Genomic DNA, 20,957 nt, shown 5'->3' with positions numbered 1-20,957 from the left:
AGCAACAAAATAGACAAAAATCCGTCACATAGGGCGGGACTTTTTAGGTATTTTAGGCTTTATTTTTGAAATGAATCGTTGTAAAGTACTTAATATGAACCAGTCAGAGATTGTGTCATTTGGTCAGTCTGGCAATCTTGCATCATATTGGATGACTTTTTGACACATTTGTGAAATATTGAGCAATATTTTTTTCGTCTATTTTGTGAATTACTGATCAAAGTCTCGGTTCTATTTGTGAAGTAGTGAGCAAATTACAGTTTTAACCGGAAATGGAGGAGAAAGCATGAGTGAATTGGTATTAGCCCGCATACAATTTGCATCAACAACGTTGTTTCACTTCTTGTTTGTGCCGATGTCTATCGGGCTTGTGTTTATGGTTGCGTTGATGGAGACTCTTTATCTTGTAAAGAAAAATGAGCTGTATCTCAAAATGGCAAAGTTTTGGGGACACTTATTCTTAATAAATTTCGCAGTCGGTGTTGTAACAGGGATTTTACAAGAATTCCAGTTTGGACTGAACTGGTCTGATTACTCCCGTTTTGTCGGAGATGTATTTGGCGCGCCGCTTGCGATTGAAGCATTATTGGCGTTTTTCATGGAGTCTATTTTTATCGGATTATGGATTTTTGGCTGGGACCGCCTGCCGAAGAAAATTCACGCTCTCTGCATATGGCTCGTATCATTCGGAACGATCATGTCATCTTTCTGGATTTTAACAGCAAACTCCTTTATGCAGGAGCCGGTCGGCTTTACGATCAAAAACGGCCGCGCGGAAATGAATGATTTTGGCGCGTTGATTACAAACCCTCAGCTTTGGGTTGAATTCCCGCACGTTATTTTCGGTGCGCTTGCCACTGGAGCTTTCTTTATTGCCGGAGTGAGTGCTTTTAAACTGCTGAAGAAAAAAGAAGTGCCGTTCTTTAAGCAATCTCTTAAACTCGCAATGATCGTCGGCCTTTGTGCAGGTCTTGGCGTCGGCCTTAGCGGACACATGCAGGCTGAGCACTTGATGGAATCACAGCCGATGAAAATGGCTGCCAGTGAAGGTCTATGGGAAGACAGCGGTGACCCTGCTGCTTGGACCGCTTTTGCGACGATCGATACAAAAAATGAAAAAAGCTCAAATGAAATCAAAGTTCCTTATGCCTTGAGCTACTTGGCTTATCAGAAATTCAGCGGAAGTGTCAAAGGGATGAAAACCCTTCAGGCTGAGTACGAAAAAATATACGGAAAAGGAGACTACATTCCGCCAGTGAAAACGACATTCTGGAGCTTCCGCATCATGGTAGGAGCAGGTGTTGTCATGATTCTTGCTGCGTTAGGCGGCCTTTGGTTAAACCGCCGCAAAAAGCTTGAAAACAGCAAATGGTATTTGCGCATCATGATCGCGTTGATTTCCTTCCCGTTTCTTGCGAACTCCGCGGGCTGGATTATGACAGAAATCGGACGTCAGCCTTGGACGGTTATGGGGTTAATGACAACCGCTCAATCTGTGTCGCCTAACGTAACAGCGGGCTCCTTGTTATTCTCAATCATCGCATTCGGTGTGATGTACTTGATTCTTGGTGCACTGCTTGTCTTCTTGTTTATCCGTGAGATTAAAAAAGGTGCGGAGCATGATGATCATCATGATGTGCCTGTATCAACAGATCCATTTAGTCAGGAGGTATACCATGGCATCTCTTCATGATCTTTGGTTTATACTCGTTGCTGTATTGTTTGTAGGATTCTTCTTTTTGGAAGGCTTTGATTTCGGGGTCGGCATGGCGACCCGTTTTCTTGGCCATAATGAATTAGAACGCAGAGTGCTGATCAACACGATCGGGCCGTTCTGGGACGCGAATGAAGTCTGGCTTTTGACTGGCGCAGGCGCCATTTTCGCGGCATTCCCAAACTGGTATGCAACGATGCTGAGCGGTTATTACATTCCGTTTGTCATAGTGCTGCTTGCGTTAATGGGCCGCGGGGTCGCGTTTGAGTTCCGCGGCAAGGTGGATCATTTAAAATGGGTAAAGGTTTGGGACTGGGTCGTTTTCTTCGGCAGTCTGATTCCTCCGTTTGTGCTTGGTGTGCTGTTCACGACATTATTCCGCGGGATGCCGATTGATGCCGACATGAACATTCACGCACATGTATCTGATTATATCAATGTATATTCTATACTTGGCGGTGTGACGGTAACACTTCTTTGCTTCCAGCATGGATTAATGTTTATCACGCTGCGTACGATTGGTGATTTGCAAAACCGCGCCCGGAAAATGGCGCAAAAGATAATGGGTGTTGTTTTTGTAGCGGTTCTTGCCTTCGCGGCCCTTTCTGCGTATCAGACAGACATGTTTACACGCCGCGGCGAGATTACCATTCCGCTCGCTGTTTTGATTGTCATCTGCTTTATGCTCGCGGCTGTATTTATTCGCAAGAAAAAAGACGGCTGGACATTTGGGATGACAGGCGCTGGTCTGGCGCTGACCGTGGGAATGATCTTTATTTCCCTATTCCCTCGCGTAATGGTCAGCTCGCTTCATAGCGCATACGATTTAACAGTAGCTAACGCTTCTTCCGGAGATTATTCGCTTAAAGTCATGTCAATTGCAGCATTAACGCTACTGCCGTTCGTCATCGGCAGCCAGATCTGGAGCTATTATGTCTTCCGGAAGCGCGTCAGCCATAAGGAGCCTATGACTTATTAATGGGAAAAGACCTGTTTCGATATAAAGGAATGAAGCAAATTCTCACCGTGATTACTTGTTTAACGCTGATTCAGACAGCTGCCATTATCATGCAGGCAGAGTGGCTGAGTGAGGCCGTAACCGGGCTGTTCAACGGGAAGGGCATTACCTCCCTTTTTCCGGTGATCGGCTTTTTCCTCATCGCTTTTATCGCCCGGCACGGGGTGACGGTGGCGCGACAGAAAATCGTCTATCAATACGCCGCCCGGACAGGAGCAGATTTGAGAAAAAGTTTTCTTGATCAGCTGTTCCGATTAGGCCCCCGCTTTGCAAAGAAAGAGGGGACGGGGCAAATGGTGACGCTGGCGATGGAAGGCATCAGCCAGTTCCGCCGCTACCTGGAGCTGTTTCTGCCGAAAATGGTCAGCATGGCGATTGTGCCTGCGGCGGTTGTCATTTATGTGTTTTTTCAGGATCGCACATCAGCCATCATTTTAGTGGCGGCTATGCCGATTCTGATCATCTTTATGATTCTCCTCGGCCTTGTCGCGCAGAGAAAAGCGGATCGTCAGTGGAAATCCTATCAGAGACTTTCCAATCATTTTGTTGATTCTCTTCGCGGGCTGGAGACATTGCGTTTCCTAGGTTTGAGCAAGTCACACAGCAAAAATATTTTCTATGTGAGTGAGCGGTATCGCAAGGCAACGATGAGCACACTCCGGGTGGCGTTTTTGTCATCATTCGCCCTCGATTTTTTCACGATGCTGTCGGTGGCGACAGTCGCAGTATTTCTGGGCCTGCGCCTCATTGACGGCGATATTTTGCTTGGACCTGCTTTAACGGCGCTTATTCTGGCGCCTGAGTATTTTTTGCCGGTGCGGGAAGTGGGGAATGATTATCATGCAACGCTGAACGGCCAGGAAGCAGGAAAAACCATTCAAGAGATTTTGTCGCAGCCTGGTTTTAAAGAAGAGACGCCGCTTCAGCTCGAAGCTTGGTCCGATCAGGATGAGCTGAAGCTGTCAGGCGTGTCAGTCGGCCGATCGGTGTCTGATATTCATCTCTCATTTAAGGGCAAGAAAAAAATCGGCATTATCGGTGCAAGCGGCGCCGGAAAATCAACATTAATTGATATTCTCGGCGGATTTTTGGAGCCGGATGGCGGGATGATTGAGGTTAATGGTACAAGCCGGTCCCATTTGCAGGACGGCAGCTGGCAGAAGAACCTTCTGTACATCCCCCAGCATCCGTACATTTTTGATGATACGCTTGGCAATAACATTCGCTTCTACCACCCAAGCGCTTCGGCAGAGGATACAGCCCGTGCTGCTGCGGCGGCGGGACTGGCGGAGCTGGTGGATAGCCTTCCTGAAGGATTAGAGGGGCGGATCGGGGAAGGCGGCCGGGCGCTCAGCGGCGGCCAGGCACAGCGTGTCGCCCTGGCCCGCGCCTTTTTGGGAAACCGTCCGATCCTGCTGCTGGATGAGCCGACCGCCCATCTTGATATCGAAACAGAATATGAAATAAAAAAAACGATGCTGGATTTATTTGAGGATAAGCTTGTCTTTCTCGCGACTCACCGCCTTCACTGGATGCTCGATATGGACGAAATTATCGTGCTGGACGGGGGCAGGGTTGCGGAAATCGGGACTCACAATGAACTGCTGGAGAAAAACGGTGTGTATACCAAACTCGTGAAGGCACAACTGGGGGAAAGAGCATGAAGAAAGAAGAATGGATTTTGCCGTATATCAAGCAAAATGCTCGCCTGTTCGTTCTGGTTATCTTTTTGGGCGGGGTGACGATTTTTTCTGCTGCTTTTCTCATGTTCACCTCAGGGTTTTTGATTTCTAAAGCGGCGACAAGGCCGGAAAATATTCTGCTTATTTATGTGCCGATTGTCGCTGTGCGCACCTTTGGGATTGCGCGCTCTGTTTCGCGATATGTGGAACGGCTCGTCGGGCATCACATCATTTTGAAAATCGTATCCGACATGCGCGTCCGCCTTTACAATATGCTTGAGCCGGGTGCTTTGATGCTGCGTTCCCGTTTTCGCACGGGGGATATGCTCGGCATTTTGTCTGAGGATATTGAGCATTTGCAGGATGCTTTCTTAAAAACGATTTTTCCTGCGATCTCAGCCTTGTTCCTGTATGCTGTGTCAGTGATAGCGCTTGGCTTCTTCTCTTGGCCGTTTGCCATATTGCTTGCGCTTTATTTGTTTGTTCTTGTTGTATTGTTTCCGGTTGTGTCTTTGCTCGTGACGAGAGCGAAGAATGCGAAGCTGAAAAGCGGGCGGAATGTGCTGTACAGCCGTCTGACAGATGCTGTGATGGGTGTCAGCGACTGGATGTTCAGCGGACGCCGGCATGCTTTTATTGATGCTTATGAAAAAGAGGAACATGATTGGTTTGAGCTTGAACGGAAAAAACAACGCTTTACAAGATGGCGGGATTTTGCTGCGCAATGCCTTGTCGCCGGCCTTATTTTGCTGATGCTGTTTTGGACGGCGGGACAGCAAGCAGACGGCGAGCTTGCTAAAACAATGATTGCCGCTTTTGTGCTAGTGGTGTTTCCGTTGACGGAAGCCTTTTTGCCGCTTTCGGATGCCTTAGGCGAAGTGCCGGGCTATCAGGATTCTATCAGACGCATGAACAAGGTGGCTCCTCAGCCGGAGGCGTCACAAACAGAATCAGGGGCTCAAATGCTCGATCTTCAAGATGTCACCTTGGCCTTTCGTGATGTGACGTTTTCTTATGATTACAGCAGCCAAGTGCTTGACAACTTTTCCTTTACGCTGCGCCAAGGAGAAAAAATGGCGCTGCTCGGCCGAAGCGGCTCTGGGAAATCAACATCGCTTGCATTAATCGAGGGCGCCTTGAAACCGGACTCCGGTTCTGTTACGTTAAACGGAGTGGAGACAGCGCTGTTAAAGGATCAGATTGCGGATGCGGTGGCCGTGTTAAATCAAAAACCGCACCTGTTTGATACAAGTATTTTGAACAACATCAGGCTCGGAAACGGAGAAGCAAGCGACGAGGATGTGCGCCGCGCCGCAAAGCAGGTCAAGCTGCATGACTACATTGAGTCATTGCCTGACGGATATCATACCTCTGTACAGGAAACGGGCATCCGTTTTTCCGGTGGAGAGCGCCAGCGGATCGCGCTTGCGAGGATTTTACTGCAGGATACACCGATCATCATCCTCGATGAGCCAACAGTCGGCCTCGATCCTATTACCGAACGTGAATTGATGGAAACGGTGTTTGAGGTGCTGAAAGGAAAAACGATTTTATGGATTACCCACCATCTCGCGGGAGTGGAAGCGGCTGATAAAATCGTATTTCTCGAAAACGGCAAAACAGAAATGGAAGGAACCCATGAGGAGCTGCTGGCGGCAAACGAACGATATCGCCGTCTATATCACCTTGATGTTCCTGTAAAATAGAAGACAGCCCTAAAAGGCTGTCTTTTTTGTTTGAAAAAGAAAAGGGACAGGAAAAATAGGAAAAGAAAGCAGAGGAGGGATAGAGATGAATGTTCCATTTTGGACGGAAGAGCATGTAAGGGCCACGCTTCCTGAAAGAGATGCGGAGAGCCATAAAGGCACGTACGGTACGGCTTTGCTGCTGACTGGAAGTGACGACATGCCGGGGGCAGCGCTGCTTGCAGGGCTTGGGGCCATGCGGAGCGGTCTCGGCAAGCTTGTCATCGGTACATCAGAAAGCGTAATCCCGCTAATTGTTCTTGTTTTGCCCGAGGCGACCTATTGGCGTGACGGCTGGAAAAAGGCGGCGGATGCTCAGCTTGAAGAGACGTACCGAGCCATTGCCATCGGATCGGGCCTTCCGCAAACGGAAAGCGTACAGCAGGCAGTCGATCATGTGCTTACGGCTGATTGTCCTGTTATTTTGGATGCCGGAGCGCTGGCGAAGCGCACATATCCGAAACGGGAGGCCCCCGTCATCCTCACGCCGCACCCGGGCGAGTTTTCCCGAATGACAGGGGTGCCCGTGAACGAATTGCAGAAAAAAAGAGCGGAATATGCAAAGGAGTGGGCGGCTCAGCTGCAGACTGTCATTGTGTTAAAAGGAAACCAAACCGTCATCGCGTTTCCTGATGGAGACTGCTGGCTCAATCCAACCGGAAACGGGGCGCTCGCCAAGGGCGGAACCGGTGACACACTGACGGGCATGATATTGGGGATGCTCTGCTGCCATGAAGATCCAAAGCACGCCATATTAAACGCGGTCTATTTGCATGGTGCGTGCGCCGAGCTCTGGACGGACGAGCACTCCGCTCATACGTTGCTCGCTCATGAGCTATCTGACATCCTGCCCCGCGTGTGGAAACGATTTGAATGATAAAAAAGCTGTCTTCAGAGAGAAGACAGCTTTTCTTGATACCCCGCCCGTTTTTTCAGACGCGGTTTCATTAATACATAGTAAAGCACAGAAGGCACGGCCAAGCCGATAATCCATGCGATGTCTCCGCCGCCAAACATTTTGGCAAGCGGTCCGATGTAAAAGCTTGTGTTGATAAACGGAATTTCCAGCAAGATAGACAGAACGAACGCAATTGTGGTGATCCAATTGACCTTTCCATAAGGCCCGTTTACGTCGAACATGGCTTTGACTTGATACTTTCCGTGGCGAACGAAGTAGTAATCGACTAAATTGATTGCCGTCCACGGAATTAAGAAATAACTGATGAAAAAGATAAAATTCAAAAACAGCTCCATAAAATTGCTCTGTCCCAGTAGGCTTAAGACTGTGCCGACAAGCGTGACACCCAGGATCATGATGATTCTGACTTTGGGCGTGACTTTTAATTTCAGAAACGGCTCCAGCGTTGTTGTCGTGGACATGAAGGCCCCATACAGGTTAAAAACATTGATTGCCATTTGCCCAAATAACACAATGATCAGCATAATAAACGAGAAGGGACCGAACAATTGGACAATCTGGCTGCCTGAGTTTGCCGTAAAGTCAGGAAGTGAGGTTGTCAGCAATGCGCCGAGCAGCATCATCCAGATGGAGCTGACAGATGTACCTGCATAGCTGTACCAAAATGTTTTTGAAGCCGGTGTTTTAACTGGCAGATATCTTGAATAATCGGCAACATACGGCGCGTAGGCAAGCTGCCACGTCGCAACTGCGCTGACTGCCACCAAGAAAATTGGCAGATCAATCGCTCCGGGAATCCAGCTGCCTGCCGGAATCGGCAATTGAAAAATGAGAATCGTTGCAGCAAAAAATACAGCAAAAGAGGTCCAAGAAAGGATTTTTTGCATTTTGTGAATCAAATCATGGCCGAAAATGGTGAGTAAAAAACATACGGCGCTTAAGCCTATAATGCTCCATGATCCCGGGATGGGAACAAAGCTGCTTAAGGTTCCGGCCGCCAGAATCGTGCTGCTTGCGAAGAAACCAAGGTAGATAAACATGACTAAAAAGAGGGGAAGAATCGCTCCGATTACGCCGAATTGGGCACGGCTTTGAATCATTTGCGGGATGCCTAGCTGAGGGCCTTGCGCGGAATGAGACGCCATAAATATGGCACCGATTAAGGTTCCGCAAATAATAGCGGCAACACTCCAAAACAGATTAAGTCCCATTGCAACGGGAATCGTGCCGGTCACTAACGTGGTGATATGCATATTAGCCCCGAACCATACGGGAAATAAATCTTTCGCTTTACCATGTCTTTCTTCATTCGGAATATATTCAATCGTTCGCCTTTCTACTTTCAATGCATCGTCCTCCATATTGGATGTTTTTTTGAAATCGACATAAAGTCATAGCTTAACAGACTATAAGGGGGTTTACAAATAAGGATATGCAGCCAAACGGCCGGGAAGCCTGATCTGTCAATGGCTGAAAAGAATTGTAAAAAAGATGAACGCTTTTGAATCCAGTGTCGTCTCATAAGGCAGAAAAACAAAAAAGGGGGGATCACGGTCATTGGATACACATGAAGAACAGCGGCTGATCCAGCAGGCGAAAGAGGGAAACGACGAGGCGTTTACAGCCCTTTTCCACTATCACTATTCTTTCTTATATAAATACTTGTTAAAGCTTTCCCTTCACCCCGATCTCAGCGAGGAACTTGTTCAGGAAACCTTTCTGAAAGGGTACATCCATTTAAGAAGCTTTCAGGGCCGTTCAAAATTCTCCACATGGCTGATCTCCATTGCATCGCGGCTCTATCTCGATCACCAGAAAAAGAGAAAGAGAGAATGGAAACGGAATCAGACAGTTACGGAGGAAACAATCCGCAAGATCAAGTGGGACGTGTCGGCGAAAGGGGCAGAGTGGAGCGAAACGCTCGATCTGTTTTCAAAGCTGGACCCTAAACTGCGCACACCGGTTTTATTAAGGCATTACTACGGCTATACCTACGCTGAAATCGGGGTGATGCTTCAAATCAAAGAAGGCACTGTAAAGTCCAGAGTTCATAAAGGGCTCCAGCAAATCAGAAAGGAGTGGGACGATGAATAAAGAAAAGCTTTCTGATCATTTAAAGTCAGAATGGAAAAAAGTTGATCAAACAGCCAATCCCTCTATACCGAATCAAAAAGAACTGCTTCACCAGCTGTCACAAATGAAAGCTGAATACAGAAAAAAACTTCTTCAAGAGATCATTTTATTTGTATTCTGCGCGCTGATGGTTGTGAGTGCTGCAATCTTAGCTTTCACTCAAGTTCCTGCTGTGTTTATTGTGCTTCAGGTTTGTGTGCTTGCGGTGCTGCCGATTTTGATTGCGGCTGAGAAAAAAAGGCATCTCGGCGAATGCGAGGTGAAACGCAGATGACACAAACAGAAATTGTCATAACGGTTGCGGCTTATCTCATCGTATTGGCGCAGGGAATCTTTTTATTTATTGATGCGAAAAAACGAAATCGCATGGCATGGATTTGGGGAATTGTCGGACTGATTACAGCACCGATGCCTCTGATTTGTTATTACTTTTTTGTCATTAGGCCGGATCGGAAGAAAAGGGGGATCAAGCAATGAATATTTCTTGGGAAATGATTTTGCCGCTGATTGTATTACAGCTGGCTTTGGCGGTGTTTGCCCTTATCAGCTGTATAAAAGAAGAGCGGACGAACGGGCCAAAGTGGATGTGGGCTGCAATCATCGTATGTATCAATATTATCGGGCCGATTTTATTTTTCACCGTCGGCAGAAAGCAAAGGTAAGCCGATATGCTGTCTATTGAATCATTATGCAAATCGTACAGGCATCATGAAGCTGTAAAGAATGTCAGTTTTCACGTGAATGAAAACGAGTGTGTCGCACTATTAGGACCTAATGGAGCCGGCAAAACCACGACTCTGCAAATGCTTGCCGGTCTGCTTTCACCAACCTCCGGAAACATTAAGCTGTTAGGAGAAAAAAAGCTGGATCGGCGTTTGATTGGGTACCTCCCGCAGTATCCAGCTTTTTATTCCTGGATGACCGCAAATGAATTTTTGACATTTGCGGGGAGACTGTCCGGTCTTTCGAAGAGAAAATGCCAAGAGGAAATCGGCGAGATGCTGGAATTTGTGGGTTTGCACGAAGCGGCGCACAAAAAGATCGGGGGCTATTCAGGAGGCATGAAACAAAGACTCGGTCTGGCACAGGCACTGCTCCATAAACCGAAGTTTTTGATATTGGATGAACCGGTGTCTGCACTTGATCCGACAGGACGGTTTGAGGTGCTGGACATGATGCGGGAGCTGAAAAAGCATATGGCCGTTCTGTTTTCTACACATGTTTTGCACGATGCAGAGCAGGTGTGTGATCAAGTGGTGATTATGAAAAACGGTGAAATTTCATGGAAAGGCGAGTTACAGGAGCTGAAACAACAGCAGCAAACGAACGTTTTTACCCTTTCAGTGAAAGAGAAGCTGGAAGGTTGGCTTGAAGAGAAGCCTTACGTCTCAGCTATTGTCTATAAGAATCCGTCCCAAGCGGTTTTCGAGCTGCCTGATATAAACGCTGGCCGGTCATTATTAAGTGACTGTATCCGAAAGGGATTGACCGTCACCCGCTTTGAACAGAAAACGGAGTCTCTAGAAGACGTCTATCTAAAGGTGGTGCACGCATGAAGGTGATGACGGCGCTATTGCAGAAGGAGTGGCTGGAAGGATGGAAAAGCGGCAAGCTGATTTGGCTGCCGATTGCGATGATGATCGTCGGGCTGACACAGCCGCTGACCATTTATTATATGCCGGAAATCATCGCACATGGAGGGAACCTTCCTGACGGCATGAAAATCAGTTTTACGATGCCATCCGGGTCTGAAGTGATGGTCAGCACGCTTTCTCAATTCAACACGCTTGGCATGGCTCTGGTCATCTTTAGCGTGATGGGCAGTGTAGCCAATGAAAGAAATCAAGGGGTAACAGCGCTGATTATGTCGCGGCCTGTGACGGCAGCCCATTATATCGTGAGTAAATGGCTCATCCAAAGCGTGATCGGCATTATGTCGTTTGCAGCTGGATACGGGCTTGCTTATTATTACGTTCGGCTGCTGTTTGAGGACGCATCATTCAGCCGCTTTGCCGCAAGCCTTGGCCTTTACGCGCTTTGGGTGATATTTATTGTGACCGCCGGCCTTGCCGGAAGTACGATATTCCGGTCTGTCGGAGCAGCTGCGGCTTGCGGGATCGGGCTCACAGCAGCTGTTTCCTTTGCTGTTTCACTATTTCCAGATGGTGCGAAGTGGCTTCCGGCTGAGATTTGCAAGCAGGCGGAGCATATCCTTCTTCATGGAGAGCGGGCAGGTTTTTTCGGATGGTCACTCACTTTCTCCATTCTGTGCATCATGCTTCTGGCCGTGTTTTCTGTGTGGCGCTTCCGGCGGTATGAAAGCTATTAATTGATCATGTTACGTTTTTGCGCGAGCATCACAAAAAAGGCGGCAAATGCCAGAGACCCGGCTCCATAAAAAACTCCCGCAAGCCCGACAAGCTGTGCGATTTTTCCGGCAAGAAGGGGCCCGAGGAAGATGCCTAGCGCATAAAATGATTGATAAAACCCCATCACTGACATTTTTAAACGGGCAGAACTGATTTCGACGACATGGCTTAGCAGCAGAGGAAAAACGAAGCCGAGCGCCAGTCCGATACAGGCGTGTGTGATGCAAACCGTGAACAATGCAGCTGAAAAAGGAACATATAGCAAACAGACCCCGATGACAGCGAAACTAATGAGCATCACGGAGTAAGCGATACGGCTTGTAAAGCGCAGAAACACAAAGCTTAATGTGGCGGCTGCGTGTGGGAGGAAAAAGGCGCTCATCACCCATTCCGAGCTGATTCATGTAAAGCGGCGTAAAACCAAACACTGTCATAAATAATACGGCATGGGCCGTCATAGACAGGATGGTGAAAAGCTTCAGCTTTGGCAGCCGCAATGTATCTTTGATGTACTGATTGACACGAATGGTGTCACGGTTTGCGGGAGGAGCAGACGGATCCTTAATAAAGCAGCAGATCACCAGACCTGCGGCAGAAGCTGCCAGCGCCATCCAAAACGGGACCTGCCTGCCTAAATGGGCTGCCGCAAGCCCGCAGAACACAATGCTGGCAAACTGAGGCATGACGGTAAAAAACTGCATGATGCCCATTGCTTTTGATGCATTGCCATTGTTGAAATAATGTGCGTATAAAATGGTCGCCATCACCCACATAGAAGCAGTGATTCCCGCGAAAAGCCGGGCGGCCAGCACGAAGAAGAAAGAATCAAACATCAAAAAAAGCAGGCTGCTGAGGACGGAAAAGCCGAACCCGGCAATTAACAATTGCTTGCGCAAGGAAAACAGAATGTCCGACAGAAGGCCGAGCGGGAATCGCAGAAGGATTTGCGTGACCCCGTAGCTGCCGAGAATGATGCCGATTGCGCCATATGAAAAGTGCAGATCCTCCAAATACAGGCTGAATACAGGAACGTAAATATAGCCTGAAAACCAGAAACAAAATACCATGCATAAAAAAACGGCGTGATCTAAGGCGCCGATTGTTTTTTTCTGAGGAATCAAGTCCTGCTGTAATTCCATCGTATCTCTCCACCCCTTTCCTTCCAGTACAACACAATTGTTGAAAGCGTTTCAATAGAAAAATAAAAAAACAGGGCTTCAAAAAAAGCCCTGTTCGCTGTTGTTAATACGGATCAGATGGATGGCTCTCCTGTTCAGCCTGCTTTGCAGCCTGTTCCGTTTCAGTTGTGCCGATCGGCCCGTTGCTGTTGTTTTCGGAAACCTTTTTTAGCCCTTCCGCTACGCGTTTTCCGTAGTCAGGATCAGCTTTTGTGAAATTCTCAATCATTTGATCCTGAATTTCTTTTCGGCACGTAGAAAGCGTATTCACCAAATTCGTAATCAGTTCGTTCCGCTCAAATTCAGTAAATCTCCGGTACGTTTCTCCAGCCTGTCCGAAGTTGTTTGTTCTGTCAATCGCTTCACGCTTTACATCACCTTCGACATGCGGCATATGGTCTTTTCCGTCCTGCTTCGCTTCCTTCAGCCCGCCCATAATGGATGGCTCATAGTTGACGTGCGGGTTTTGTCCTTCTGCTCTATCGACCCGATATTGCATTTGCCCGCCTTCCTGGTTGGTGGCGACATGCTTTTTCGGCGAGTTGATCGGAAGCTGCAGGTAATTTGCGCCTACACGGTAGCGCTGCGTATCAGAGTAGGCAAACGTACGCCCCTGGAGCAATTTGTCGTCTGAAAAATCAAGCCCGTCGACAAGCACTCCCGTTCCAAATGAAGCTTGCTCCACTTCCGCATGGTAGTTTTCCGGATTTTTGTTCAGAACCAATTTGCCGATCGGTTTCCATGGGAAATCGTCTTTATACCACAGTTTTGTCGGATCAAGAGGATCAAAGTCAAGTTCAGGATGCTCATCATCGCTCATGATTTGAGCATACACTTCCCACTCTGGATAATCGCCATTTTCAATCGCGTCATATAAATCCTGTGTGGCATGGTTAAAGTTTTTCCCTTGAATCTCTTCTGCTTCCTTCTGTGTCAGGTTGCGGATGCCCTGCTTCGGTTCAAAATGGTATTTCACGAGAACAGCCTTGCCCTCCTCATTCACCCATTTATAGGCATGTACGCCTGAACCCTGCATTTGCCGGTAGTTGGCCGGAATGCCCCAAGGCGAAAACAAGAAGGTGATCATGTGTGTCGCTTCTGGAGATTGAGAAATGAAATCGAAAATACGTTCACCATCCTGGATGTTGGTCACTGGATCAGGCTGAAATGCATGTACAAGATCCGGAAATTTCAGCGGGTCGCGGATAAAAAAGATTTTTAGGTTGTTCCCGACCAAATCCCAGTTTCCGTCTTCTGTATATAGCTTTACAGCAAAACCGCGCGGGTCTCTCAATGTTTCAGGCGAGTGTTTTCCATGATTCACAGTTGAAAAACGGACAAATGCCGGTGTTTTCTTGCCTTTTTCCTGAAAGAGCTTGGCCCGTGTGTATGTTGAAATCGGTTCGTCTCCGAAGCTTCCGTACGCTTCAAAATACCCGTGTGCACCTGCTCCCCTGGCATGAACAACCCGCTCAGGGATGCGTTCCCGGTCGAAGTGGCTGATCTTTTCGAGAAAATCATAGTTCTCAAGTGTTGTAGGCCCTCTATTCCCGACGGTTCTCACATTCTGGTTGTCAGTAACAGGATGCCCCTGCCTATTCGTTAAGGTATCCTCTGACTCGTTTTTCCCGGATGTCTTATGGGAAAGCGCTTCCTCGCTTCCTTGGGCATTTGTTTGGTGCTGCTTGTTTTGATGATCATCTTTCAATGGTTGGCCCTCCTTTTTTGAACGGTAACAATATTCCCTGAATGGAAAGATTTTAAAACAGCCGTTTTTTTTGATCTGCTTCGGGAATGGTACAATGTACAAAAATCGGTAAAAGGAGAGGTCGATTCGTGACGAGAGAAAAAAATCCGCTGCCCATCACGTTTTATCAAAAAACCGCTCTTGAGCTTGCCCCATCGCTTCTGGGCTGCCTTCTTGTAAAAGAAACAGACGAAGGCACAGCGTCAGGCTATATTGTGGAAACAGAGGCCTATATGGGGGCTGGAGACAGAGCGGCCCACAGCTTTAACAACCGCCGGACGAAGCGGACTGAGATCATGTTTGCAGAAGCTGGGCGGGTATATACATACGTGATGCACACCCATACATTGCTGAATGTCGTTGCCGCGGAAGAGGATGTCCCGCAAGCGGTATTAATCAGGGCGATTGAGCCGCATGAAGGCCAGCTGTTAATGGAGGAGAGAAGGCCGGGCAGGAGTCCGAGGGAATGGACAAACGGACCAGGAAAGCTGACGAAAGCGCTTGGCGTCACGATGAATGACTACGGACGCTGGATCACGGAACAGCCGCTTTACATCGAAAGCGGGTACACACCGGAAGCAATTTCAACCGGCCCGCGCATCGGCATTGACAACAGCGGGGAGGCACGCGATTATCCATGGCGTTTCTGGGTGACGGGAAACAGGTACGTGTCGCGTTAGCATGTTTAAGGAAGAGGCAATCAGGGGAATGGTTGAGAAAAAAGAAGGGAGAATCGGAGCTTTGAAAAAGATGATCAAAACCGTTATCAAATGGGCGCCGGTCATTTACCCGATTGTTCGAAAAATCATGAAGGATCGCAAGGCGTCTAAACAAAAGAATATGTCCGCATCTAGAACAGCCGGCTGATCCCGGCTGTTTTTTTATAGGTCAGTTTTCCCTCTAGTCCTCCGGATGTTCATTGACTTGCCATTCTCTCCATTATAGAATTTATATACATTTCGCATCCCTTCATCATCCTTTCTGCCTATTCACTGAATCCCTGCATCTACTAGTTAGGAGGTTTTTCTCATGCTTCATGGGCGACTACGTGATATTCTGCGCTTGCTGATGGCGGCTGAAGCCCCGGTGACAAGTTCGTTTTTTGCCGCGCAATTAAACGTAACGACGCGGACAGTCCGCAATGATATAAAGGAACTTCAAGGTGTGCTAAGCGGTCACGGTGCCTTTGTACAATCTGTAAGAGGCTCCGGCTACAAGCTCCGCATTGATGACGAGCAAGTATTCAGAACACTGCTGCAAGATGAATTTCAGCAAAAAAAGGGCCTGCCGGTATTGCCGGAGGAGAGAATGGCCTATCTTATGAAACGTCTGCTGCTGGCGGACCATTATCTCAAGCTCGATGAACTTGCTGAAGAACTATTTATCTCAAAATCTACACTCCAAACGGATTTAAAGGAAGTAAAGAAACGTCTGCTGCCTTACCGCATCGTCATGGAAACACGTCCGAATTACGGCTTCAAGCTGCGCGGGGACGAGGTGCAGATGAGGTACTGCATGGCGGAGTACATTGTCGATGAAAGAGAAACGGAGATAGATGTTTTAAATGAAAAGGCTGATATTTTACCAAAAGAAGAAATTGAGATCATCCGTTCCGCCATCTTGAAAAAAATGAAAAACGACCGCATCCCTCTGTCCAACATGGGACTGAATAACCTCATTATCCATATTGCTATCGCCTGTAAACGGATCAGAACGGAAAACTATGTATCTCTTTTCCCGAAAGATATGGATCATATCCTGCATCAAAAGGAGTACCAGGCTGCAGAAGCCATCGTAAAAGAGCTGGAATCAGCGCTTGCCGTTACGTTTCCGAAAGACGAGACGGCCTACATCACCATGCATCTCCTTGGCACAAAACGAATGACACAATCACAATGCGGAGAGGGCACATTCTCAATAGAAGAAGAAACCGATCAGCTGACACTTGCCATGATCGAAGCTGTTGATCGTGAACTGAAGCTTGGCATCCTGCATGACAAAGAGCTGAAAATCGGCTTGGCCCTGCATATGAAGCCGGCGATCAGCCGCAACCGATACGGCATGAATCTTCGAAATCCGATGCTGGCAGCGATCAAGGAACATTATCCACTCGCTTTTGAAGCCGGGATCATTGCCGGAATCGTGATAAAGGAACAAACGGGTATTGAGATTCATGAAAACGAAATTGGATATTTGGCTCTCCACTTTGGCGCCGCGATTGAACGAAAAAAAACAGAAAGCCCGCCGAAACGCTGTATCATTGTATGCGCATCGGGAGCCGGAAGCGCCCAGCTTCTGCGCGAAAAACTGCGTTCCCATTTCGGCAAGCGGCTCGATATTCTTGGAACGGCTGAGTATTATAGTCTTGATCAAATGTCCTACGAATCAATTGATTTTGTCATCAGCACCATTCCGATTAAAAAAGAGCTCCCTGTACCAGTACTGAAGGTTAACACCATCTTAGGCGGAACTGACTTTACAAAAATAGAATCTATTCTGAGTGATGAAAAGGAAAAAGCCAATCGCTACCTAAAAAAAGAACTCGTTTTTTTTCAGGAGGATCTGCGCTCAAAAGAAGAAGTGATTCAATTTTTAGGGCAGAAAGCGGTCGAATGCGGCTTTGCCGATGAAGAAATCATAGATTCCATTTTTGAAAGAGAAGACATGTCGCCAACGTGTTTTGGCAATCTTGTTGCCATCCCGCACCCGCTTGTTCCGCAGACGAAAACAACGTTTTGGGCCGTTTGTACGCTCAAAAAACCGATCGATTGGGAGAGTCAGCGAGTTCAATTTGTCTGTCTGCTTTGTGTCGAAAAGGAGAACAAAGCGGATTTGCAAAGCATGTATAAACTGCTTGGCAGCATTTTGGATGACCCGGCGGCGGTGAACCAGCTGATCAAATGTCGTTCATATCAAGAGCTTTCGGATGTGTTTGACCAAAAAATGCTGAGCTGACAGCCTGTATATACCTTTTTTCCGTTGCCTGCGGAAAAACCCTGAGTGTTTATGAAAGCGATTTCATAATATGATGATAGCAACAGCAGGACATTACAAAATTGATCAAACTCTAGGGGGTCTTTTACATGAATATATTACTCGTTTGTGCAGCAGGCATGTCTACTAGCTTACTGGTGAGCAAGATGGAAAAAAGTGCGCAGGAACAGGGAAAAGACTATACCATTTGGGCAGTTTCAGGCGATTCTGTACAAAATCATATCGATAAAGCGGATGTATTGCTTCTCGGTCCGCAAGTCCGTTACATGCTTCCGCAGCTCAAAAAATTAGGAGAGTCAAAGGGGGTTCCGGTAGACGTCATTAATACCGTCCATTATGGCACGTGCAATGGGGCGGAAGTGCTGAAATCAGCTGAACAGCTTGGACATGTGTCATAGAGAGGGGCGGGCTATGTGAATAAAGTCAATCAGATCTTAGAAGAAAAGGTCATGCCTATAGCGGGAAGAATTGCGGGACAGCGTCATTTGCAGGCGCTGCGTGATGGTATCATCCTCACGATGCCCCTGATTATCATCGGTTCCTTTTTCCTCATCATTGGCAACCTCCCGATCCCGGGATACGCTGAGTTTATGGCGAAAACGTTTGGCAGCTCCTGGTCTGAAAAACTGGCCTACCCAGTCGACGCGACCTTTGAAATTATGGGTCTTGTCGCCGCGTTCGGCATCGCCTACCGGCTCGCCGAGAAATACGGCGTTGATGCCTTGTCGGCCGGAGCCATTTCTCTTGCGGCATTTTTATTAGCAACACCTTATCAAGTGCCGTTTATGCCGGATGGCGCGACGAAAGAAATCATGGTTGGCGGCGGGATTCCGCTTTCGCTCATGGGAAGCAAAGGCCTATTTGTCGCCATGATTATCGCAATGGTGTCCACAGAGATTTACCGCCTTATTATCCAGCGCAATTTAGTCTTCAAAATGCCGGACGGTGTCCCGCCGGCGGTAAGCAAGTCATTTGTCGCGTTAATCCCCGGCTTTGCCGTCATCTTCCTAATTTGGGCAGCCCGGCTGATTGTTGAAGCGACACCGTTTGAAAGCCTTCATAATATTGTAAGCGTTTTATTGGGGACTCCGCTTTCCATTCTGGGAGGAAGCCTTGGAGGAAGCCTTGTCGCCGAAGCCGTCAAAATGCTTTTATGGGCCTGCGGCCTTCACGGTGCAAACATTGTTGGCGGCGTCATGGCACCGATTTGGTACGGCGCAATGGATGCCAACCGGATCGCATTCCAAGCTGGTGAGGAGCTTCCTAAGATTTTCACCCAGCAATTTTTCGATATCTGGGTCAATATTGGCGGAAGCGGCGCCACATTGGCACTGGTTGTCACGATGTTCCTGCGCGCCCGAAGCAAACAAATGAAGCAGCTCGGGAAGCTTGCGGTCGGCCCGGCCATCTTCAATATTAACGAACCGATTATATTCGGAATGCCGATCGTCATGAACCCAATGCTCTTACTTCCGTTTATCATCACACCGCTTGTCACAGTGACACTCACGTACATCGGAATGAGCACCGGCCTTGTCGCCAAACCGGCGGGTATCGCAGTGCCGTGGACCATGCCGCCGATCTTTTCAGGCTACTTGGCGACAGGAGGAAAAGTCTCAGGCGCGGTCATGCAAGCCATTAATATTGCCGTGTCCTTTGTTGTCTACTATCCATTCTTCAGAATGTGGGATAAGCAGAAGCTGAAAGAAGAAAACGATCTGGAGCTGGTCCAAACGCCTGCAGCATCAGATGACAAAGAAGCGGCTCTGTAGAGAAAGGAAGTGAATCGCGTGAATGAGGAAATGGAACAAATCATTTTTCAAATCATCCTTCACGGAGGAAACGGTAGGAGCTCCGCAATGGAGGCCATTGCCGCTGCGAAAAGCGGTGACGCAGAAGAAGCGCGGAAAAAGCTTCAAGACGCTGCTGAAGAATTGTCAAAAGCCCATCATTATCAGACAGAGCTGATCCAAAATGAAGCGGGCGGAGAAAAGACGGAAATGACGCTTCTGATGGTTCATGCACAGGATCATTTAATGAATGCAATGACAGTGAAGGATATGGCTGCAGAGATCATTGAGTTATATGAAAAAATCACCGAGCAAAGGGGAGCAAGCATATGACAAAAGGATTGAAGATTGTAACGATTGGCGGAGGTTCAAGCTACACGCCCGAGCTAGTGGAGGGGTTCATTAAACGGTATGATGAGCTGCCTGTGCGCGAATTATGGCTTGTCGATATCCCCGAGGGCGAAGAAAAGCTGAATATTGTCGGCACACTCGCCAAACGGATGGTTGAAAAAGCTGGCGTTCCGATTGACATTCATCTTACGCTCGACCGGAGAAAAGCGCTGAAAGACGCAGACTTTGTTACGACCCAATTCCGTGTCGGACTTTTGCAGGCAAGAGCAAAGGATGAGCGCATTCCGCTAAAATACGGTGTAATAGGCCAGGAAACAAACGGCCCGGGAGGCCTGTTTAAAGGATTGCGCACGATTCCGGTCATCCTTGAGATCGCAAAGGACATAGAAGAGCTTTGCCCGAACGCTTGGCTTGTTAACTTCACAAACCCTGCCGGCATGGTAACAGAAGCCTTGCTTCGCTACTCCAACCTGAAGAAAGTCGTCGGTCTCTGTAATGTTCCAATCGGCATCAAAATGGGCGTAGCCAAAGCGCTTGATGTAGATGTGGACCGCGTAGAAGTCCAATTCGCCGGACTGAACCATATGGTATTTGGGCTGGATGTTTTCTTGGACGGCGTAAGTGTGAAGGAGCAAGTCATCGAGGCGATGGGCGACCCGAAAAACGCGATGACGATGAAAAATATCTCAGGCGCCGAATGGGAACCGGATTTCTTAAAAGCGCTCAATGTCATCCCTTGCGGCTATCACCGTTACTATTTTAAAACAAAAGAGATGCTGGAGCACGAACTGGAAGCATCACAAACGGAGGGCACCCGCGCTGAAGTCGTACAGAAGGTCGAAAAAGAGCTGTTCGAGCTTTATAAAGATCCGAACCTTGCGATCAAACCGCCGCAGCTGGAAAAACGGGGCGGGGCTTACTACAGTGATGCAGCATGTAACTTAATCAGCTCCATTTATAATGATAAACATGACATTCAGCCGGTGAACACGATCAATAATGGTGCGATAGCGAGTATTCCAGACGATTCCGCAGTTGAAGTGAACTGTGTGATGACGAAAACCGGCCCTAAGCCAATTGCTGTCGGCGACTTGCCGGTGTCTGTCCGCGGCCTTGTCCAGCAAATCAAATCCTTTGAACGTGTCGCGGCAGAAGCGGCAGTTACAGGTGACTATCAAACTGCGCTCCTTGCCATGACGATTAACCCGCTTGTCCCGTCCGATACTGTGGCCAAACAGATTTTAGACGAAATGCTGGAGGCGCACAAAGCGTATCTGCCGCAGTTTTTCAACAAAATTGAAGCGTAAAAAAAGCCGG

Annotated in this window: 20 protein-coding genes and 1 pseudogene; 18 read left to right on the top strand and 3 right to left on the bottom strand. The window is 48.0% G+C overall.

Features of this window, described 5'->3' with window-relative positions; genetic code table 11:
• Positions 1 to 286 precede the first annotated feature (286 nt).
• The 5 genes from cydA to SB658_RS16855 all read left to right on the top strand — a co-directional run bounded on the left by cydA (position 287) and on the right by SB658_RS16855 (position 7,036).
• Positions 287 to 1,693 (top strand): cytochrome ubiquinol oxidase subunit I, encoded by a 1,407-nt coding sequence (cydA, locus tag SB658_RS16875; protein ID WP_144500457.1) that lies wholly within the window; start codon positions 287 to 289, stop codon positions 1,691 to 1,693.
• Entirely contained in the window at positions 1,677 to 2,693 is a 1,017-nt protein-coding gene (gene cydB / locus SB658_RS16870) for a cytochrome d ubiquinol oxidase subunit II (protein ID WP_003244559.1), read from the top strand. Before cydA ends, cydB begins: the two co-directional genes overlap by 17 nt.
• Positions 2,693 to 4,396, top strand: a complete 1,704-nt coding sequence (cydD, locus tag SB658_RS16865; protein ID WP_410601975.1) for a thiol reductant ABC exporter subunit CydD — start codon at positions 2,693 to 2,695, stop codon at positions 4,394 to 4,396. Before cydB ends, cydD begins: the two co-directional genes overlap by 1 nt.
• Positions 4,393 to 6,120: a thiol reductant ABC exporter subunit CydC gene (cydC, locus tag SB658_RS16860; RefSeq protein WP_049140906.1), complete on the top strand. Its 1,728-nt coding sequence runs from the start codon at positions 4,393 to 4,395 to the stop codon at positions 6,118 to 6,120. The genes cydD and cydC overlap by 4 nt, the downstream gene beginning before the upstream one ends.
• Before the next feature lie 85 nt (positions 6,121 to 6,205).
• Positions 6,206 to 7,036 carry an NAD(P)H-hydrate dehydratase gene (locus tag SB658_RS16855; protein ID WP_410601973.1) on the top strand — a complete coding sequence of 277 codons (831 nt, stop codon included), beginning with the start codon at positions 6,206 to 6,208 and terminating at the stop codon, positions 7,034 to 7,036.
• 14 nt (positions 7,037 to 7,050) lie between these two features.
• Here SB658_RS16855 and SB658_RS16850 read toward each other — a convergent pair whose 3' ends face one another.
• Positions 7,051 to 8,424, bottom strand: a complete 1,374-nt coding sequence (locus SB658_RS16850; RefSeq protein WP_003244111.1) for a cytosine permease — start codon at positions 8,422 to 8,424, stop codon at positions 7,051 to 7,053.
• Positions 8,425 to 8,635: 211 nt separating this feature from the next.
• On the opposite strand from SB658_RS16850, the gene sigY reads away from it, so the two are divergent.
• The 6 genes from sigY to SB658_RS16820 are packed head-to-tail and all read left to right on the top strand — an operon-like array spanning position 8,636 to position 11,540.
• Complete coding sequence (gene sigY, locus SB658_RS16845; RefSeq protein WP_015250905.1) at positions 8,636 to 9,172, top strand: RNA polymerase sigma factor SigY; 537 nt, start codon at positions 8,636 to 8,638, stop codon at positions 9,170 to 9,172.
• Positions 9,165 to 9,485 carry a YxlC family protein gene (locus tag SB658_RS16840; protein WP_085185427.1) on the top strand — a complete coding sequence of 107 codons (321 nt, stop codon included), beginning with the start codon at positions 9,165 to 9,167 and terminating at the stop codon, positions 9,483 to 9,485. The genes sigY and SB658_RS16840 overlap by 8 nt, the downstream gene beginning before the upstream one ends.
• On the top strand, positions 9,482 to 9,688 hold the full coding sequence (gene yxlD / locus SB658_RS16835; protein ID WP_014481311.1) for a sigma Y negative regulator YxlD: 207 nt from the start codon (positions 9,482 to 9,484) through the stop codon (positions 9,686 to 9,688). Before SB658_RS16840 ends, yxlD begins: the two co-directional genes overlap by 4 nt.
• On the top strand, positions 9,685 to 9,873 hold the full coding sequence (gene yxlE, locus SB658_RS16830; protein WP_003227293.1) for a sigma Y negative regulator YxlE: 189 nt from the start codon (positions 9,685 to 9,687) through the stop codon (positions 9,871 to 9,873). The genes yxlD and yxlE overlap by 4 nt, the downstream gene beginning before the upstream one ends.
• Before the next feature lie 6 nt (positions 9,874 to 9,879).
• Positions 9,880 to 10,767, top strand: coding sequence for an ABC transporter ATP-binding protein (locus SB658_RS16825; protein WP_085185429.1), 888 nt, complete (start codon positions 9,880 to 9,882; stop codon positions 10,765 to 10,767).
• The gene (locus SB658_RS16820) at positions 10,764 to 11,540 is read left to right on the top strand and encodes an ABC transporter permease (RefSeq protein WP_024573402.1); all 777 of its coding nucleotides are present in this window, start codon (positions 10,764 to 10,766) and stop codon (positions 11,538 to 11,540) included. Before SB658_RS16825 ends, SB658_RS16820 begins: the two co-directional genes overlap by 4 nt.
• Here the strand turns inward: SB658_RS16820 and SB658_RS16815 are convergent.
• Together SB658_RS16815 and katX are read right to left on the bottom strand one after the other, a co-directional pair.
• A pseudogene (locus SB658_RS16815) lies at positions 11,537 to 12,719 on the bottom strand (MFS transporter). The gene SB658_RS16820 and the pseudogene SB658_RS16815 overlap by 4 nt on opposite strands.
• A 103-nt stretch (positions 12,720 to 12,822) precedes the next feature.
• On the bottom strand, positions 12,823 to 14,466 hold the full coding sequence (gene katX, locus SB658_RS16810; protein WP_144500461.1) for a catalase KatX: 1,644 nt from the start codon (positions 14,464 to 14,466) through the stop codon (positions 12,823 to 12,825).
• Between the two features lie 128 nt (positions 14,467 to 14,594).
• On the opposite strand from katX, the gene SB658_RS16805 reads away from it, so the two are divergent.
• From SB658_RS16805 to licH, 7 genes are all read left to right on the top strand, one after another.
• Positions 14,595 to 15,185: a DNA-3-methyladenine glycosylase gene (locus tag SB658_RS16805; protein ID WP_003227303.1), complete on the top strand. Its 591-nt coding sequence runs from the start codon at positions 14,595 to 14,597 to the stop codon at positions 15,183 to 15,185.
• Positions 15,186 to 15,213: 28 nt separating this feature from the next.
• Positions 15,214 to 15,372, top strand: a complete 159-nt coding sequence (locus SB658_RS16800; RefSeq protein ID WP_009968374.1) for a hypothetical protein — start codon at positions 15,214 to 15,216, stop codon at positions 15,370 to 15,372.
• A gap of 162 nt (positions 15,373 to 15,534) precedes the next feature.
• Positions 15,535 to 17,460: a transcriptional regulator LicR gene (gene licR, locus SB658_RS16795; protein WP_032676958.1), complete on the top strand. Its 1,926-nt coding sequence runs from the start codon at positions 15,535 to 15,537 to the stop codon at positions 17,458 to 17,460.
• Positions 17,461 to 17,588: 128 nt separating this feature from the next.
• Positions 17,589 to 17,897: a PTS lichenan transporter subunit IIB gene (gene licB, locus SB658_RS16790; protein ID WP_003218755.1), complete on the top strand. Its 309-nt coding sequence runs from the start codon at positions 17,589 to 17,591 to the stop codon at positions 17,895 to 17,897.
• Between the two features lie 15 nt (positions 17,898 to 17,912).
• Complete coding sequence (gene licC, locus SB658_RS16785) at positions 17,913 to 19,271, top strand: PTS lichenan transporter subunit IIC (RefSeq protein ID WP_015250911.1); 1,359 nt, start codon at positions 17,913 to 17,915, stop codon at positions 19,269 to 19,271.
• Positions 19,272 to 19,289: 18 nt separating this feature from the next.
• The gene (gene licA, locus SB658_RS16780) at positions 19,290 to 19,622 is read left to right on the top strand and encodes a PTS lichenan transporter subunit IIA (RefSeq protein WP_003227313.1); all 333 of its coding nucleotides are present in this window, start codon (positions 19,290 to 19,292) and stop codon (positions 19,620 to 19,622) included.
• Positions 19,619 to 20,947: a 6-phospho-beta-glucosidase LicH gene (gene licH / locus SB658_RS16775; RefSeq protein WP_003244285.1), complete on the top strand. Its 1,329-nt coding sequence runs from the start codon at positions 19,619 to 19,621 to the stop codon at positions 20,945 to 20,947. Before licA ends, licH begins: the two co-directional genes overlap by 4 nt.
• The last annotated feature ends 10 nt before the right edge of the window (positions 20,948 to 20,957 follow it).

Origin of the sequence: Bacillus sp. SIMBA_008 (genome assembly GCF_046535495.1) — a bacterium.
Lineage (GTDB): Bacteria > Bacillota > Bacilli > Bacillales > Bacillaceae > Bacillus > Bacillus subtilis.
Note: the sequence above shows the minus strand (reverse complement) of the source record. Positions and strands in the feature narration are given on the sequence as shown.